The following is a 16,638-nucleotide window of genomic DNA, read 5'->3' as shown; positions in this document are numbered from 1 at the left end:
CCCCTGTGCAGCGCCGTACCATCGTCCTTATGGCTACGGAAGACGCGGTGCGCGAAGCACTGGCGACGGTGAACGACCCCGAGATCAACCGCCCCCTGACCGAACTCGGGATGGTCAAATCGGTGGAGATCGGTGCGGACGGAGCGGTCGCGGTCGCCGTGTACCTGACGGTCTCCGGCTGCCCCATGCGCGACACGATCACGCAGCGGGTGACGGAGGCGGTCTCGCGGGTCGAGGGCGTCACCCGCGTCGACGTCACGCTGGACGTGATGAGCGACGAGCAGCGCAAGGAACTGACGAGCGCGCTGCGCGGCGGCCAGACCGAGCGCGAGGTCCCCTTCGCGAAACCGGGCTCGCTCACGCGCGTGTACGCGGTCGCCTCCGGCAAGGGCGGTGTCGGCAAGTCGTCGGTGACCGTGAACCTGGCGGCGGCGATGGCGGCCGACGGCCTGAAGGTCGGTGTCGTCGACGCCGACATCTACGGCCACTCGGTGCCGCGCATGCTCGGCGCCGATGGCCGCCCCACCCAGGTCGAGAACATGATCATGCCGCCTTCCGCCAACGGCGTGAAGGTCATCTCCATCGGCATGTTCACCCCCGGCAACGCCCCGGTCGTCTGGCGCGGCCCGATGCTCCACCGCGCGCTCCAGCAGTTCCTGGCGGACGTGTACTGGGGCGACCTTGACGTCCTGCTGCTCGACCTGCCCCCCGGCACGGGCGACATCGCGATCTCGGTCGCCCAGCTGGTGCCGAACGCCGAGATCCTGGTCGTGACGACGCCTCAGCAGGCCGCCGCCGAGGTGGCCGAGCGGGCGGGCTCCATCGCGGTCCAGACGCACCAGAAGATCGTCGGCGTGGTGGAGAACATGTCCGGTCTCCCGTGCCCGCACTGCGGCGAGATGGTCGACGTCTTCGGCACGGGCGGCGGCCAGGCGGTGGCGGACGGCCTCACGCGCACGACGGGTGCGTCCGTCCCCGTCCTCGGCAACATCCCCATCGACGTCCGCCTCCGCGAGGGCAGCGACGAGGGCAAGCCGGTGGTCCTGACGGACCCGGACTCCCCGGCGGGCTCCGCGCTGCGAGCGATCGCGGGGAAGCTGGGAGGACGGCAGCGGGGGCTTTCGGGACTGTCCTTGGGGATCACCCCGAGGAACAAGTTCTAGAACTTCCTCTACGACGAGGAGGGCGTCGTCTCCGCGGACGGCGCCCTCTCGTCGTATCACCGGCCAGTCGTATCGCCGGGCTATGCGTACGCCGAGATGTCCTTGATCATGGCGAAGCCGAGTCCGTACGCGCTCATGCCTCTCCCGTACGCCCCCACGTGCACCCCCTCCTGCGTCGACCCGGCCAGGACCCAGCCGAACTCGGACTCGCGGTAGTGGAACGGCGTCGGTACCCCGTCCACGGGGAGGGACAGCGTCGACCAGTCCGCACCGTCCAGGTCGTCCGCGAGGGCCCACGCCGTTTCCGTCTGCTGCTCCAGCCAGTCGTCGCGCAGGGAGTGGTCCATCTGGCCGGGCCAGGTGAAGGACAGCAGCCCCACCCCGGCGAGCCAGGCCGCCGAGGACACCGACGTGGCCTCCAGCAGCCCCGTACCGTCCGCGCTCCTCCGGGACGGATTCGCGGCGACGGTCACCACCACCGCGAACTTCTCCTTGTCCTCCGTCGCCTCGTTCCGTACGGAGGGCTCGTCACCGTGCCCGATCGACCCGTGCTCGACGGCCCCGTCGGCCGCCGTACCGACCTGCATCAGCCAGCGCGGCCCCGTGAAGGCCTCGTCGAGGCCGTACCACGGGAAGGGCGCCAGCAGGTAGCCGTCCACCGTGCGCCGGGCGGAGGGGACCTGTTGTCCGCCCTCCGCGGCCGGCGTCTGCGCGACTGCCCGACTCGTCGTCTCCATGTGCCCGGACGCCTCCTTGCTCTCGTCGAACCGAGACGGCCCACCCCCCTTCGGGCGTACTCGTCCGGTCCGCACAACAACTCGGCAGCATAGCCACACCACTGCGAGCAGCCGGGAAACCACCGGGCGCGTGGGTCGCTCAAGGGGGCGCGTTCAGGCCGTACCGGGGCGCGTGAGGAGTATGAAAAGCATCACGTACGGGGGTGCGTGACTATCGCTCAGGTGGCGTCCGCGTCGAACGGCGGACGGTCGTCGCCGGGGCTCTCGGGCTTCTTGGTCATGTCGACGCGGGCGCCGGAGGACCCGGAGGAACCCGAGGACCCGGACGACTCCGACTCACGGCCGTGCACGGCGTCCGTGACCTCGGCCATCTCCTTCTTCAGGTCGAAGCCGTTGCGGATCTCCTTGAGCCCCAGTTCGTCGTTGTCCAGCTGCTTGCGGATGAACGTCTTGGGGTTGAGGTCCTCGAACTCGAAGTCCTTGAACTCCGGGCCGAGTTCCTGCCGGATGTCCTCCTTGGCGCTCTCGGAGAACTCACGGATCTTGCGGATGGTCCGCGTGACGTCCTGGATGAGCTTCGGGAGCTTTTCCGGGCCGAAGACGAGCACGGCGAGGACAACGAGCGTCACCAGCTCGAGCGGTCCTATGTCATTGAACACCTGAAGCTCCTTGCGATGTCCTCGGCCCTCGGTGGTCTGTGCGGGTCTTCCGTGGTCCGGGCCGGATCCACGGTACCCGGCGATCCCGTACGACCGGTACTGTCCCGAGGCCTCCGAATGCGGGTATGTGTGGGCTTTTCCGGGTTGTTTGCCTAGTGGGACGCATGAGAGGGCGTCGGAAGGGGCCTCTTCTGTGACATTTCTGTGAGTCTCGGTCCTGCTCGGCCGCCCTGCCCCCGGCCGCTCAGCCATCGGAGGACCCGAGCACCAGCGAGATCTTCCGCTCCTTGCCGTCGCGCTCCAGGGTGAGTTCGAGGCGGTCGCCGGGGCGGTGGGCCCGGGTCTTGACGATGAGCTCCTCGCCGGAGTGGACGCGCGCGCCGTCGACCTCGGTGATGACGTCGCCGGCCTCGATGCCGGCCCTGTCGCCGGGTCCCCCCACGGTGACCGCCGGGCCGCCGTCGCTGCCCTTGCCGTCCACGCGCGCGCCGTCGCCCGCGTAGTCCATGTCGAGGGTGACGCCGATCACCGGGTGGGTGACCTTGCCGGTGTTGATCAGCTCCTCGGCGACGCGCTTGGCCTGGTTGACTGGGATGGCGAAACCGAGGCCGATCGAGCCGGACTGCCCACCGCCGGAGTCGGCGCCGTCACCGGCGGAGCGGATGGCGGAGTTGATGCCGATGACGCGGGCGCTGGAGTCGAGGAGCGGTCCGCCGGAGTTGCCGGGATTTATGGGCGCGTCGGTTTGCAGCGCGTCGACGTACGACACGTCACTCGCGTCCCCGCTCTCGCCGCCGGCCGTGATGGGCCGCTCCTTGGCGCTGATGATGCCGGAGGTGACGGTGCCCGCCAGGTCGAAGGGCGCGCCGATGGCGACGACGGGGTCGCCGACCTGGACGTTGTCGGAGTTGCCGAGGGGCATGGGCTTGAGCCCGCTCACGCCGCTCACCCGCACGACGGCGAGGTCGTAGCCGCTGTCCCGCCCGACGACGGTGGCCTTGGCCGTGTCCCCGCTGTGGAAGGTCACGGTGATCTCGCCGTCGGACCCGGCGGGCTCCACGACGTGGTTGTTGGTGAGGAGGTGACCGCGAGCGTCGAGCACGAATCCGGTGCCCGTGCCCTGCTGCTCGGAGCCGGCCACATGCAGGGTCACCACGCTGGGCAGGGCCCGCGCGGCGATCCCGGCCACACTGTCCGCGGGCCGCCCGGCCGACTCCACACCGGCCTGCGGCAGCTCCACGGCCCCCACGCCGCCATTGCGCTCCAGCTGCGCCCCTACGACCCCACCGACGCCCCCAGAGACGAGGGCGAGCAGCACGGCCGCCCCGACGAGGCCCTTCCGGGTCCGTCTGCGCCGCTGATCCGTGCTCGCGACCGCCGCGCCGTTCTGCTGGAGAGGTGCGGGGACCGGGGCCCAGGGGTCGTAGTTCTGCCAGGGGGTGGAAGGGAGCGGAGCGGGCGTTGGGGAGGGGGCGGTGGGAGACGGTGACTGGGGTGGGGCTGGAGGCGGCGTCGGCGTCGGCGTCGGCGTCGGCGTCGGCGTCGGCGTCGGCGCAGCGTGCCGCGGAGGCGGCGTCGGGGCCGGTGTGCCGTGCGCGGGCGTGGTCGCCGGGTGCTGCACGGGCGGCGCGGGTGCCCAGGGGCCCGGCTCGCCGTACGGCGGGGTGCTGTAGGGGTCGGGGTCGTGCAGGGGCCTGGGGCGGTCACCGGCGGGCGCTACGGGCCCGGCAGGACGCTCAGCCACCGTCGCGGAAACGTTCTCTCCGGTAGACGCGCCCTCGGACGCCGTCATCCGCGCATCGTCCACCGGCGTACCCGCTGCTCCCGCCCCCGGACGCGCATGCGGCCGGCTCAGCTCGAAGTCGCCCTCCGTGGAGGTCACGTCCGTGGAGGTCACGTCCTGCGGAGCCCTCAGCTCGAAGTCGCCGTCGGACGTGCCGGTGCGGTCGCCCGCCCCGGTGTCGTCCGATGTCTCCGTCCCGCCCGGCGCCACCTCGTCGGGCACCGGCACGGCTCCCCCCGCCCTCGTGGGCTTCCCCTCGTTCATGCTCTCCCCACCGTCACGGCCTGCCCCGGCATGGCTCGTCGGCGCCGGCCGCGGTTCGTCGACTCCCCTGGATTCAACCAGGTTCGCGCGCCGCGGCGCAGAGACCGGTCAGCGAGCGGTGCCCGAGGAAGCGGACGGCGACGGTGCGGAGGTGCTGTCGGGGACGGGTCCGGCGAGCAGGCCGGGGGCCTGGAGGTCCGGGGTCGTCGACCACGCGGTCAGAGTGATCGGCGGGGTGGCACTGAGCGGACGTATCAGGGGCGACATGGCGGCCGCGCCGGCCATTACGGGAGCGGTCAGCGAGTGGACGGCCTCCTCGCCCGCCGCAGGCGCCGGTACGCCCGGCAGCAGCGGTGCGGACACCTCGGTCGGGGCGACCGGGGCACCGAGCGCCCCTCCGTGTCCCTGGCCCTGCGCTAGCAGCGGGCCGGTCCCACGGCGCCGGCTCTCGGGCGTCGTGGCGGCGCCCGTGCCCTGCGTGCGCGCCGGGGTGACATTGCTTCCGGCGCCGGATCCGCCCCGCGCGTCCGCGGCCGTGTCGCCGGGCGCGACCGTGCTGACACCGCCCAGGGCGATCGCGGCCAGGGACACCGCGCCGGCGGCGGCGAACGCGAACCGCATCCCGCGCGAGGCCGACCGCTCGGCCTCGTGACGGCTGACGTCGTGGATACGGAAGCCACGGTTCGCCGAGGAGGGCAGAACAGGGCCATGCGGACGGGCAGGGACGTAGTCGAACTCGAAGCGCTCGCCGCGCTTCAGGCCGAAGACGCCGGTGACACCGGGCCGCCCGGTCAGGCCGCCGGCGAATCCCGCCCCGCCGAACGGCGAGTCGTCATCGCCGTCCGGGTCGCCTCCTGCCGGAAGCCCCTGGAGTCGGGCCAGGAAGCTCTCGGAGGGCGGCGGCGGGGCGGCCTCCGCGAAGACGTTCTTCAGTCGGCGCTGTGCGTCGGCCTCGGCCTTGCACTTGGCGCAGGTGGCCAGATGCGCGAGGACGCGCTCACGCGACTCATGACCGAGCTCGCCGTCCACCAGGGCGGCGAGTCGGTCTCCCAGGTGCTGCTCCGCGAGGCGTGCCTCGCCGGGTTCGGGCCGTGATCCACTCACGCGGTCGCGCCCCCTCCCCCCAGCGCGGGAACACGGGCCATGAAGGAGCGGCGTTCGGCCCGGGCCTCCGGCGAGCGGTGCGCGAGGGCCTTGCGCAGCTGCGAGCGGCCGCGGTGGATCCGGGACCGGACCGTGCCGAGCTTGACGCCCAGGGTCGCGGCGATCTCCTCGTAGGACAGGCCTTCGATGTCGCACAGGACGACCGCGGCGCGGAACTCGGGCGCGAGCGTGTCGAGGGCCTGCTGGACGTCGGCGTCGAAGTGCGCGTCGTTGAAGACCTGCTGGGGCGACGGTTCGCGGCTGGGCAGGCGCTCCGCCGCGTCCTCGCCGAGGGCGTCGAAGCGGATGCGCTGCTTGCGGCGGACCATGTCCAGGAAGAGGTTGGTGGTGATGCGGTGCAGCCAGCCCTCGAAGGTGCCCGGCGTGTACGTCGACAAGGAGCGGAAGACGCGGACGAAGACCTCCTGTGTGAGGTCCTCGGCGTCGTGCTGGTTGCCCGTCAGTCGGTAAGCGAGCCGGTAGACCCGGCCGCTGTGCGTGCTGACGATCTCCTCCCAGGTGGGCGGAGTCCACGCCTGCCCGTCCGCGTCGGTGGAGAAGGTCGCGGTCTGGGCGTATACAGCGGCGTGGCTGTGGTCAGCAGCGGTGTCGTTCACGGATTTCGGCCTGCCCGCCGATCCGAGGAAGCGCCGCAGCACTCCTCCCCGATCTCCGGGCGCGGCCGCACCTCCCCTGTCGGCTCTGGTGGTGTCCAGTGGAGCCCCTACCATAGCCACCTCGCCCGTTAGCTCCGGATAAGCGGTTTTACGAGAATTTGATCTGGGCTGATACGGCTCGGGCGGCTGCGTCAGCAGTTGCTCGAGCGCCCGCTCGTCGTCGTGATCCAACCGTGTCCCCCCGCTCGCGTCTCTCCCCCTCTAAACGCGCGGTCCCATCTGCGGGTTCCCGGCACCAACGGATACAGTCACGCCCAGGCAACCACGGGGACAGGAGAGGGTCATTACCGGCAACCGGCAGACGAGCTGGGCGTTCGCCGACGCCTATGTCGCCGAGGACGACGCGCTGCGCTGGGCCCGGGACCGGGCCCGTGAGGCGGGGCTGCGCTCGGTCTCGCCCGGCACGGGCGCGGCGCTGCGGTTGCTTGCCGCCACCGTGGGCGCCAAGGCGGTCGCGGAGATCGGTACCGGTACCGGCGTCTCCGGGATCCACCTGCTGCACGGCATGCGGCCGGACGGCGTCCTGACCACGGTCGATCCCGAGCCGGAGCACCAGCAGTTCGCCCGCCAGGCCTTCCGTGCCTCCGGTTTCGCCAGCAACCGGGCCCGCTTCATCCCGGGCCGCGCCCTGGACGTGCTGCCCCGGCTCGCGGACGTCGGCTACGACCTCGTCTTCTGCGACGGCGACCGCCTGGAGTTCCTGGACTATCTCGCTGAATCGTTGCGCCTGCTGCGCCCCGGCGGGCTCGTCGTCTTCGAGGGCGTCTTCGCCAACGGCCGGACGGTGGACTCGGGGCCGCAGCCCACGGAGGTCCTGCGGCTGCGGGAACTGCTGCGCGCGGTGCGCGAGAGCCAGGACCTGCTGCCGTCACTGCTGCCGGTGGGTGACGGACTGCTGTGCGCGGTCAAGCGCTGACAGCCGTACCGCTCGGACAAAAAGCCGTACCGAATCGGATAAAAACGGGACGAGAAACCGGGAAAACACCGGACAAACAGCTGAGCCATACCCCGGGAAAAACAACTGCCCCGGCACCGCGTGCGGTGCCGGGGCAGTTGAAGGGGTAAGGACGCTGCCGCGTCAGCCGGCGACCTTCATGAGCTCGTCGCCGAGTGCCTGGGCCTCGTCAGGGGTCAGCTCGACGACGAGTCGACCGCCGCCTTCGAGCGGAACGCGCATGACGATGCCCCGCCCCTCCTTGGTCACCTCGAGCGGGCCATCACCCGTTCGCGGCTTCATGGCCGCCATGCTCGTTCCCCTTCCTGAAACCAGCTCATAGTCAAAGCCGACGGCCCTGGAGGGCAGGCGCGGTCCATAGCGTGGGACACGCGACACCGGCATCGAACACATTGCTTCCAAGCCATTATCCCGCATCTCAGGACCCGATGACCAACATCAGTCGGCATCGCTTGAGCAACGCGCGCGAGCAAAACCACTCAATTCGGCGATGTGACTGCGATACTGCGCCGCCGCAGGGAGATCCGCCGACCGGATGGGTTCCGGAATTCTTTGACGCAGGTCACACGTCCGGTCCGGTCCCTGGACCGTGATCTCCGCCATGCTGTCCTTCGGAAACAGGGACGGACACGGGACGTACCGACGGGTACGTCCGAGCCGCGACACCGGAGGGGACACGCCATGGCCGACACCGTGCTGTACGAGGTGAGCGACGGACTCGCGACGATCACGCTGAACCGCCCGGAGGCGATGAACGCGCTGAACATCGCGGCCAAGGTCGCGCTCCGGGAGGCGGTGCGGGCCGCGGCGGCCGACGACGCCGTACGGGCGGTGCTGCTGACCGCGGCCGGGGAGCGGGCGTTCTGTGTGGGGCAGGACCTCAAGGAGCACATCGGGCTGCTGGCGGCCGACCGGGAGAACGGTACGGGGCAGACGATGAGCACGGTCAAGGAGCACTACAACCCGATCGTGAAGGCGCTGGCCGGGATGCCGAAGCCCGTGGTGGCCGGCGTGAACGGGGTCGCGGCCGGGGCCGGGTTCGGTTTCGCGCTGGCCGCGGACTACCGGGTGGTGGCGGACACGGCGGCCTTCAACACGTCCTTCGCGGGCGTGGCGCTGACCGCCGACTCGGGCATCTCCTGGACGCTGCCGCGGGTCGTCGGGCCCGGCCGGGCGGCCGACCTGCTGCTCTTCCCGCGCAGCGTCAACGCGCAGGAGGCCTACGAGCTGGGGATCGCGGGCCGGGTCGTACCGGCGGGCGAGCTGCGCGGCGAGGCGGAGAAGGTGGCGCGGGCGCTGGCCGAGGGGCCGACGGTGGCATACGGGGCGATCAAGGAGGCGGTCGCCTACGGGCTGTCCCACTCCCTGGCGCAGACCCTGGAGAAGGAGGACGAGCTGCAGACGCGGGCCGGCTCCTCCGAGGATCACGCGATCGCGGTGCGGGCTTTCGTGAACAAGGAGAAGCCGAAGTATCTGGGCCGGTGAGCCGCCGGGAGCAGCGAGCGCGGTGAGCCGCCGGGGCGTGCGTGGCAAGGCGGTGCGTGGCAAGGCGGTGCGTGGCAAGGCGAGGATCAGCCCCGTCCTGGCCGAGATCAGCCCCGTCTCGCCACGCACGCTTCCAGGTGGTCGTCCACCAGCCCGCAGGCCTGCATCAGTGCGTACGCCGTCGTCGGGCCGACGAAACGCAGGCCCCGCTTCTTCAGAGCCTTGGACAGGGCCGTCGACTCGGGAGTGACCGCCGGGACGTCGGAGAGGGTCTTCGGGGCCGGGCGGGTGGCCGGGTCCGGGGCGTGGGACCAGATCAGGTCGTCCAGCTCGCCCGGGGCCCAGTCGGCCAGCACGCGCGCGTTGGCGAGCGTCGCGTCGATCTTGGCGCGGTTGCGGATGATGCCCGAGTCGGCCAGCAGACGCTCGCGGTCGCCGTCGGTGAAGGTGGCGACCTTCGTGATCTCGAAGTCGGCGAAGGCGGCGCGGAAGCCGGGGCGGCGACGCAGGATCGTGATCCAGGACAGGCCGGACTGGAACGCCTCCAGGCTGAGGCGTTCGAAGAGCGCGTCGTCGCCGTGGACCGGGCGGCCCCACTCCTCGTCGTGGTACGACACGTAGTCCGCCGTGGACAGGGCCCAGGGGCAGCGCAGCGCGCCGTCCGGGCCGGCGAGGGCGCCGTCGTCGCTCACCGCTGCTCCTCCGGCCGGCCGTGCTTCTCCATGGAGACGTGAGCGGTGGCCTGGGCGCCGGCCAGCGCGGACTCCAGGTCGGCGATCCGGGCGTCCCGCTCGGCGAGCTCGGCGCCCAGGCGGCTGAGCGCGTCGTCGACGTCCGCCATGCGGTAGCCGCGCGCGGCGAGCGGGAAGCGCAGGCTCTCGACGTCCGCGCGGTTCACCGGTCGGTCCGGGGGCAGGGAGTCCCGCAGTCTTTCGGGGGCGGCCTCCGGCAGCGGGCCGTCGCCCTCGCCGCCGCCCACCACGGCGAGCGTCACCGCGGCGACCACCACGGCCAGCGCGATGACCAGGAACAAGAACATAACCATCGCCGGAGCCCCCACGCTCTTTGTGTTCGGTGTCGAATGTGCCAGGTGTGTCAGGTATCAGGTGTGTCAGGCTCCGATCGTGCCATGCGAGTCTGACAGTCAGGGTCTCAGGCGGCCGGTTGCCGGGACGAACCAGGAGAGGTCACAGGGGATGCTCAGGCTGGGCAGGCGTGAATTCGGTACCCATGAGCCGGTGATCATGGCGATCGTCAACCGGACCCCGGACTCCTTCTACGACCAGGGTGCGACCTTCCGCGACGAGCCGGCCCTCGCGCGCGTGGAGCAGGCGGTGGCGGAGGGGGCGGCCATCGTCGACATCGGCGGGGTCAAGGCCGGGCCGGGCGAGGAGGTGACCGCCGAGGAGGAGGCGCGGCGGACGGTCGGCTTCGTGGCGGAGGTGCGGCGGCGCTTCCCGGACGTCGTCATCAGCGTGGACACCTGGCGGGCCGAGGTCGGGGAGGCGGTCTGCGAGGCCGGGGCGGATCTGCTGAACGACGCGTGGGGCGGGGTGGACCCGGGGCTGGCGGAGGTCGCGGCGCGGTACGGCGTGGGGCTGGTGTGCACGCACGCGGGGGGTGCGGAGCCTCGGACCCGTCCCCACCGGGTGACGTATGACGACGTCATGGCCGACATTCTGCGGGTGACGCTGGGGCTGGCCGAGCGGGCGGTGGCCCTGGGGGTGCCGCGGGAATCCGTGCTGATCGATCCCGGGCACGACTTCGGGAAGAACACGCGGCACAGTCTGGAGGCGACGCGGCGGCTGGGTGAGATGGTGGCCACCGGGTGGCCGGTGCTGGTGTCGCTGTCCAACAAGGACTTCGTGGGCGAGACCTTGGACAGGCCGGTGAAGGAGCGCGTGGTGGGGACGTTGGCCACGACGGCCGTGTCGGCGTGGCTCGGTGCTCAGGTGTACCGGGTGCACGAGGTCGCCGAGACCCGGCAGGTGCTGGACATGGTGGCGTCGATCGCCGGGCACCGGGCACCGGCGGTGGCGCGGAGGGGGCTGGCGTAGGGGCCCGCGGCGGAGCCGCTGATGGATGCGGTCGCCCCCGCCGCCCCTTCCCGTCCCGTCTCTGGGGGCTGCCGCCCCCAGACCCCCGCTTCGGCCCGAACGGCCTCGTCCTCAAACGCCGGACGGGCTGAGATGGCTAGCGCCCCGCCTCCTTGGACACCAACGCCACCGCCTCGTCCACATCGTCCGTGATGTGGAACAGCAGCAGGTCCTTCTCCGACGCCTTGCCCTGGGCGATCAGTGTGTTCCTCAGCCAGTCCACGAGGCCGCCCCAGTACTGCGTACCGAAGAGGACGATCGGGAAGCGGGTCACTTTCTGGGTCTGGACCAGGGTGAGCGCCTCGAAGAGTTCGTCCAGCGTGCCCAGCCCGCCCGGCAGCACCACGAAGCCCTGCGCGTATTTGACGAACATCATTTTTCTGACGAAGAAATACCGGAAATTCAGCCCGATATCGACGTAGGGGTTCAGCCCCTGCTCGAAGGGAAGCTCGATTCCCAGCCCGACCGAGATGCCGTTCGCCTCAAGGGCGCCCTTGTTGGCCGCCTCCATGGCGCCCGGGCCGCCGCCCGTGATCACCGCGAAGCCGGCCTCGACCAGCCCCCGGCCCAGCCGCACACCCGCCTCGTACTCCGACGAGTCCTGCGGCGTCCGCGCCGAGCCGAACACGCTGATCGCGGGCGGGAGTTCGGCGAGCGTGCCGAAGCCCTCGATGAACTCCGACTGGATGCGCAGGACCCGCCAGGGGTCGGTGTGGACCCAGTCCGAGGGGCCGCCCGCGTCCAGCAGACGCTGGTCGGTCGTGCTGGCCTGGACCTGGCCCCGCCTCCGGAGGACCGGTCCCAGGCGCTGCTCCTCCGGTGGCTGCTTCTTGCCCTCGGGGTTGCCAGTAGCCATGTGCGCTCCCTCCAGCTTGCGGGTCGTTCCGGCTCAGCGTAGATCTACGCGGGTTACGGTCGGGGGACGTGAGCATGTCCGCCATGAAGCGCCCTGAAGCTTCCCGAAGCACGCCCGCCGCCCCCCGACCGCCTTCACGCCGTCAGCCAGCTCCTCAGACGCTGCTCCGCCTGCGGGATGAGCGACGCCTTCACCCGCTCGTCCACCTTGTGGGCGAGCAGCTGGGCCCCGGGGCCGTAGTTCACGGCGGGTACGCCCAGCGAGCTGAAGCGGGCCACGTCCGTCCAGCCGAACTTGGGGCGGGCCTCGCCGCCGACGGCCGCCATGAAGGCCTGCGCGGCGGGGTGGGTCAGGCCGGGGCGGGCGCCGCCCGTGTGGTCGTCGACGACGAACTCGTCCACTGCGCAGTCCGCGAAGTAGTCCCGGACGAACGCCTCCGCCTCCGCCTCGCTGCGGTCCGGCGCGTAGCGGAAGTTGACGACGAGGGTGCAGGCGTCGGGGATGACGTTCGTGGCGACGCCGCCCTCGACGCGCACGGCGTTGAGGCCCTCGTGGAACCGCAGGCCGTCCACGACCGGCGTGCGCGGCTCGTACGCGGCGAGCTTGGCGAGGGCCGGTGCGGCCGCGTGGATCGCGTTCGAGCCCATCCACGCGCGCGCGGAGTGCGCCCGCTCCCCCGTGAACTTCAGGAACACCCTGAGCGTGCCCTGGCAGCCGCCCTCCACCTGACCGTCCGTCGGCTCCAGCAGGATCGCGAAGTCGCCCTTGAGCCACTCCGGGTGGGTCTCGGCGACATGCTTCAGGCCGTTCAGATCGGCGGCGACCTCTTCGTTGTCGTAGAAGACGAAGGTCAGGTCGCGGTTCGGGGCCGGGACGGTCGCCGCGATGCGCAGCTGCACCGCCACGCCCGACTTCATGTCGCAGGTGCCGCAGCCCCACAGGTAGCCCTCGGCGTCGAGCCGGGAGGGGACGTTGCCCGCGATGGGGACCGTGTCGATGTGGCCGGCGAGGATGACACGTTCCGGGCGGCCCAGGTTCGTGCGGGCGACGACGTTGTTGCCGTACCGGTCGACCGTCAGGTGCGGCAGGGCACGCAGGGCGGTCTCGATCGCGTCCGCGAGCGGCTTCTCGGTGCCGCTCTCGGAGGGGAAGTCGACGAGCTGCGCGGTGAGCCGCGCGGCGTCCAGCGTGAGGTCAAGTGGGGTGTCGGCCATGTTGTCGAGCCTAACCCCCAGACCTTCGCCGACTTTCCACACCTGGCACACCAAGCGCCGTACTCTCCAGTATGTTGTGCCCCGTGCCAGAGCAGTCCCCTTCTCCCAAGCGTCGTGGCCGCCTCCTCCGATTCGTGGCGGCCGTCGTGGTCCTTTGTGCGGTCGCCGGTTATCTCGTGGTGCAGTACGTCACCGGCGCGGGCACTGGATGCAAGGTCGTCTCGGGAAACGGCGGCAGAGCGGCGTACGAATTCACGCCGGAACAGGCCGTGAACGCGGCGACGATCGCGGCCGTCGGCACCGCGCGAGGAATGCCCGAGCGGGCCGTGACGATCGCACTCGCCACCGCGCTCCAGGAGTCCGGTCTGCGCAACATCGACCACGGCGACCGGGATTCGCTCGGCCTGTTCCAGCAGCGGCCCTCGCAGGGCTGGGGCACGCCGAAGGAGATCATGGACCCGACGTACTCGGCGGACATCTTCTACAAGCACCTGGCCAAGGTGCGCGACTACACGGAACTTCCGCTGACGGTCGCCGCGCAGCGCGTGCAGCGCAGCGGCTTTCCGACGGCGTACGCCAAGCACGAGCCGGACGCCGCGCTGCTCGCCACCGCGCTCACCGGCGAGTCGGCGGCCACACTGACCTGCGCGGGGCGCCCCGCGGCCACCCAGGCGGCAGGTCCGGACGCGGTGCGGTCCGCGCTCGCACGGGACTTCGGGCGGGACGAGCTGGAGCCGGCCGGGGCGGAGGTGGGCGGCGCGGCGACACCTACGCCGTCGCCCTCCGTGAACGCGGACGACAGGCGGACCGTGACCATCCCCGTGACCGACGACACGCCCTCGGGCGACGGCCGCAGCCTTCGGCAGCGCGGCTGGCAGCTGGCGCACTGGGCGGTGGCCAACGCCTCCGCACTGCACATCGAACGCGTCTCGTACGCCGGGCGGGTGTGGACCGCCGGGAACACCGACAGCCAGTGGCGTGCGGCCGGCGCGCAGCGGGCCGGCGCCGCGGAGAAGGACACGGGCGCGGTCCGTATCGTCACGGCGCGGTAGGACAAACAGCGGTACGAGCACCAGTACGAGAGCTCACCCGCAAGGGTTACGTGGGCCGGATACCGCCGGCGGTGTGCGCAGGTATTCGCCGGGTCACCCCCGCATCTGCCGAAACCTTGGAAACAAAGGGCTGTAAGGATTCGGCGAACTTCGACCAGATACTTTTTGCCCGTTTTTATCCGCAGGCGATAATGCGACGCATTGCCAACTCTTTACATTGCGGTGCCGCAACCTTCCCGGGCTTCGAGCGGTAGTCACTGCGTCCGAGACCGGATATCAAACCTCCGGGCTTGGTCGGACACTTCATCGTTCCCTCCCGTCAAAGGAGCAACATGTCCCTCCCCCTGACCCGACGGATCGCCCGTGCCGCGCTGCTCGTCGCTGCGGGAGCGGCTGCCGGGGTCGGTGCGGCCGGCTCCGCGAGTGCGGCCCCCGAACTGCCCGCCACCCCGAACGTCGGCGGGCTGACCGCCCTGGACGGGGCGAGCGTCGGCAACACGGTCGACAGTGCTGCTCAGCAGATGACCGCTACCGCGGGCGACACCGGCAGCAAGGCCGTCAAGAAGGCTGTGCCGGCCGCGGGCAAGACCAGTGGCAAGGCCGTGAAGAAGACGACGCCCGCGCTGCAGAAGGCCGCGGGCGAGGCGGCGGGCTCCGCCGGGGAAATCGTGGGTGACACCGCGTCGAGCGCCACGAAGGGCGGACTGACCAAGGGCGGACTGACGAAGGGTGGGCTGCCGACGGACTCGCTGACCAAGGGTGGGCTGCCGTCGACCGCCAAGCTGCCCGCGAAGGGGCTTCCCCTCGGCTGACGGCGGCTTGCCGCCCGGCTGTACGGCTACGGGGTCCAGGGATGTCTCCTGGACCCCGTAGCCATGTGTGCCACAGCGGTTACAGACGCTCTACGGCCGCCCGCACCCGCTCGTCCGTCGCCGTCAGGGCCACCCGTACGAACTTCTCGCCCGCCGTGCCGTAGAAGTCGCCCGGTGCGACCAGGATGCCCAGGTCGGCCAGGTGGGCCACCGTGGACCAGCAGGACTCGTCGCGCGTCGCCCAGAGGTAGAGGCTGGCCTCGCTGTGTTCGATGCGGAAGCCGTGGGAGAGCAGGGCCGCACGCAGGGCCGTACGGCGGGCCGCGTACCGCTCCCGCTGCTCGTGAACGTGCGTGTCGTCGCTCAGGGCCGCCACCACCGCCGCCTGCGTGGTCGCGGGGGTCATCATGCCGCCGTGCTTGCGGATCTCCAGCAGCGGCGCGAGGACGGCCGGGTCGCCGGCGAGGAAGGCCGCACGGTAGCCCGCCAGGTTGGAGCGCTTGGACAGGGAGTGGACGGCGACGATGCCGTCGTACGAGCCGCCGTTCACGTCGGGGTGGAGGACGGAGACCGGGTCCGCCTCCCAGCCCAGCTCCAGGTAGCACTCGTCGGAGAAGAGCAGGACGCCGTGCTCGCGGGCCCAGGCGACGATCCGGGTGAGCTCCGCCTTGCTCAGCACCTGGCCCGTGGGGTTGGACGGCGAGTTCAGCCAGAGCAGCTTCAGGTTCGCCGGGTCCAGGTCCGTGGGGCCCGGCGCGTCAGCGCCTGACGTCGTCGTGTAGACCTCGTAGTCCGCGCGGGCGAGGCGCGCGCCCACCTCGTAGGTCGGGTAGGCCAGGCGGGGGTGGGCCACCTTGTCGCCGGGGCCGAGACCCAGCTGGGTCGGGAGCCAGGCGACCAGTTCCTTGGAGCCGACGACCGGCAGGACGTGGCGGTGGGTGACCCCACGCGCGCCCAGCCGGCGCTCCACCCAGCCGGTGATCGCGTCGCGCAGTTCGGGCGTGCCCCAGACGGTCGGATAGCCCGGCGAGTCCGCCGCGGCGACCAGCGCTTTCTGGATCAGCTCGGGGACCGGGTCGACCGGGGTGCCGACGGACAGATCGACGATGCCGTCCGGGTGCGCGGCGGCCGTCTTCTTGTACGGCGCCAGCTTGTCCCAGGGAAACGTGGGGAGACGGTCGGAGACTGCGGACACGGGATCTGGCTCACTTTCTGGTGCGGCAAACGCCTCGGTCCCGTACGGCGATCAAGGTGATCAGGCCGTACGGGACCGAGGCGGCGCGGCTGCGGTCGCCCGCCGGCCTCACTAGGCCTGCGGCGGCAGCGCGGCGATGAAGGGGTGGTCGCGCTCGATCAGGCCCAGCTTGCTGGCGCCGCCGGGTGAGCCGAGCTCGTCGAAGAACTCGACGTTCGCCTTGTAGTAGTCCTTCCACTCCTCCGGAGTGTCGTCCTCGTAGAAGATCGCCTCGACCGGGCAGACCGGCTCACAAGCCCCGCAGTCGACGCATTCGTCCGGGTGGATGTACAAGGACCGGGAGCCCTCGTAAATGCAGTCGACCGGGCACTCCTCGATGCACGCCTTGTCCTTGACGTCGACACAAGGCTGCGCGATGACGTAGGTCACGCTGTCGTTCCTCCTCGATAGGGCGCTGGCGGGCCTCCACAGGCTCCGCCGCCTGGCGCGCGGGAGCGCGGCGTCGTCGATGCCCGCCCCTAGTATCTCCGTTCCTGGGCATGATCCG

18 protein-coding genes are annotated in these 16,638 nt (G+C 71.1%); 6 read left to right on the top strand and 12 right to left on the bottom strand.

The window, feature by feature from the left end:
• Nucleotides 1-29 precede the first annotated feature (29 nt).
• On the top strand, nt 30-1,163 hold the full coding sequence (locus Q4V64_RS34545; RefSeq protein ID WP_124439316.1) for an Mrp/NBP35 family ATP-binding protein: 1,134 nt from the start codon (nt 30-32) through the stop codon (nt 1,161-1,163).
• Between the two features lie 80 nt (nt 1,164-1,243).
• Here Q4V64_RS34545 and Q4V64_RS34540 read toward each other — a convergent pair whose 3' ends face one another.
• The 5 genes from Q4V64_RS34540 to sigE form a co-directional block, all read right to left on the bottom strand.
• On the bottom strand, nt 1,244-1,900 hold the full coding sequence (locus Q4V64_RS34540; RefSeq protein WP_172629128.1) for a hypothetical protein: 657 nt from the start codon (nt 1,898-1,900) through the stop codon (nt 1,244-1,246).
• A gap of 218 nt (nt 1,901-2,118) precedes the next feature.
• Nucleotides 2,119-2,559 carry a sec-independent translocase gene (locus Q4V64_RS34535; RefSeq protein ID WP_124439318.1) on the bottom strand — a complete coding sequence of 147 codons (441 nt, stop codon included), beginning with the start codon at nt 2,557-2,559 and terminating at the stop codon, nt 2,119-2,121.
• Between the two features lie 244 nt (nt 2,560-2,803).
• Complete coding sequence (locus Q4V64_RS34530; protein ID WP_124439319.1) at nt 2,804-4,606, bottom strand: trypsin-like peptidase domain-containing protein; 1,803 nt, start codon at nt 4,604-4,606, stop codon at nt 2,804-2,806.
• 108 nt (nt 4,607-4,714) lie between these two features.
• Nucleotides 4,715-5,710: a zf-HC2 domain-containing protein gene (locus Q4V64_RS34525; RefSeq protein WP_124439320.1), complete on the bottom strand. Its 996-nt coding sequence runs from the start codon at nt 5,708-5,710 to the stop codon at nt 4,715-4,717.
• On the bottom strand, nt 5,707-6,408 hold the full coding sequence (gene sigE / locus Q4V64_RS34520) for an RNA polymerase sigma factor SigE (RefSeq protein WP_124439321.1): 702 nt from the start codon (nt 6,406-6,408) through the stop codon (nt 5,707-5,709). Before sigE ends, Q4V64_RS34525 begins: the two co-directional genes overlap by 4 nt.
• A 235-nt stretch (nt 6,409-6,643) precedes the next feature.
• On the opposite strand from sigE, the gene Q4V64_RS34515 reads away from it, so the two are divergent.
• Complete coding sequence (locus tag Q4V64_RS34515; protein WP_124439322.1) at nt 6,644-7,342, top strand: O-methyltransferase; 699 nt, start codon at nt 6,644-6,646, stop codon at nt 7,340-7,342.
• Nucleotides 7,343-7,504: 162 nt separating this feature from the next.
• On the opposite strand, the gene Q4V64_RS34510 is transcribed toward Q4V64_RS34515, so the two are convergent.
• Nucleotides 7,505-7,672 carry a DUF3117 domain-containing protein gene (locus Q4V64_RS34510; RefSeq protein WP_179382345.1) on the bottom strand — a complete coding sequence of 56 codons (168 nt, stop codon included), beginning with the start codon at nt 7,670-7,672 and terminating at the stop codon, nt 7,505-7,507.
• A 390-nt stretch (nt 7,673-8,062) separates the two neighbouring features.
• Between Q4V64_RS34510 and Q4V64_RS34505 the strand changes: the two genes are divergently transcribed.
• Nucleotides 8,063-8,866: an enoyl-CoA hydratase-related protein gene (locus Q4V64_RS34505; protein ID WP_124439323.1), complete on the top strand. Its 804-nt coding sequence runs from the start codon at nt 8,063-8,065 to the stop codon at nt 8,864-8,866.
• A gap of 107 nt (nt 8,867-8,973) precedes the next feature.
• On the opposite strand, the gene Q4V64_RS34500 is transcribed toward Q4V64_RS34505, so the two are convergent.
• Complete coding sequence (locus Q4V64_RS34500) at nt 8,974-9,558, bottom strand: DNA-3-methyladenine glycosylase I (protein ID WP_124439324.1); 585 nt, start codon at nt 9,556-9,558, stop codon at nt 8,974-8,976.
• The gene (locus Q4V64_RS34495; RefSeq protein WP_124439325.1) at nt 9,555-9,911 is read right to left on the bottom strand and encodes a DivIVA domain-containing protein; all 357 of its coding nucleotides are present in this window, start codon (nt 9,909-9,911) and stop codon (nt 9,555-9,557) included. The genes Q4V64_RS34500 and Q4V64_RS34495 overlap by 4 nt, the downstream gene beginning before the upstream one ends.
• Nucleotides 9,912-10,062: 151 nt before the next feature.
• Here Q4V64_RS34495 and folP point away from each other — a divergent pair, with 151 nt between their 5' ends.
• Nucleotides 10,063-10,923 carry a dihydropteroate synthase gene (gene folP, locus Q4V64_RS34490; protein WP_124439326.1) on the top strand — a complete coding sequence of 287 codons (861 nt, stop codon included), beginning with the start codon at nt 10,063-10,065 and terminating at the stop codon, nt 10,921-10,923.
• 136 nt (nt 10,924-11,059) lie between these two features.
• Here folP and Q4V64_RS34485 read toward each other — a convergent pair whose 3' ends face one another.
• Nucleotides 11,060-11,818, bottom strand: a complete 759-nt coding sequence (locus Q4V64_RS34485) for a TIGR00730 family Rossman fold protein (RefSeq protein ID WP_124439327.1) — start codon at nt 11,816-11,818, stop codon at nt 11,060-11,062.
• Between the two features lie 134 nt (nt 11,819-11,952).
• Nucleotides 11,953-13,032, bottom strand: a complete 1,080-nt coding sequence (gene dapE / locus Q4V64_RS34480) for a succinyl-diaminopimelate desuccinylase (protein WP_124439328.1) — start codon at nt 13,030-13,032, stop codon at nt 11,953-11,955.
• An 83-nt stretch (nt 13,033-13,115) separates the two neighbouring features.
• Between dapE and Q4V64_RS34475 the strand changes: the two genes are divergently transcribed.
• Together Q4V64_RS34475 and Q4V64_RS34470 are read left to right on the top strand one after the other, a co-directional pair.
• The gene (locus tag Q4V64_RS34475; protein WP_124439329.1) at nt 13,116-14,084 is read left to right on the top strand and encodes a heavy metal transporter; all 969 of its coding nucleotides are present in this window, start codon (nt 13,116-13,118) and stop codon (nt 14,082-14,084) included.
• Between the two features lie 332 nt (nt 14,085-14,416).
• Nucleotides 14,417-14,896: an ATP-binding protein gene (locus Q4V64_RS34470; protein ID WP_124439330.1), complete on the top strand. Its 480-nt coding sequence runs from the start codon at nt 14,417-14,419 to the stop codon at nt 14,894-14,896.
• A 79-nt stretch (nt 14,897-14,975) separates the two neighbouring features.
• Here the strand turns inward: Q4V64_RS34470 and Q4V64_RS34465 are convergent, their stop codons facing one another.
• Both Q4V64_RS34465 and fdxA read right to left on the bottom strand, forming a co-directional pair.
• Entirely contained in the window at nt 14,976-16,091 is a 1,116-nt protein-coding gene (locus Q4V64_RS34465; RefSeq protein WP_124439331.1) for a bifunctional succinyldiaminopimelate transaminase/glutamate-prephenate aminotransferase, read from the bottom strand.
• 111 nt (nt 16,092-16,202) lie between these two features.
• Nucleotides 16,203-16,520, bottom strand: coding sequence for a ferredoxin (gene fdxA / locus Q4V64_RS34460; protein WP_010047804.1), 318 nt, complete (start codon nt 16,518-16,520; stop codon nt 16,203-16,205).
• Nucleotides 16,521-16,638 lie beyond the last annotated feature (118 nt).

This window comes from Streptomyces sp. NL15-2K, assembly GCF_030551255.1.
GTDB lineage: Bacteria > Actinomycetota > Actinomycetes > Streptomycetales > Streptomycetaceae > Streptomyces.
The sequence above is the reverse complement of the archived record's forward strand: the minus strand, read 5'-3'. Positions and strand labels throughout refer to the sequence as shown.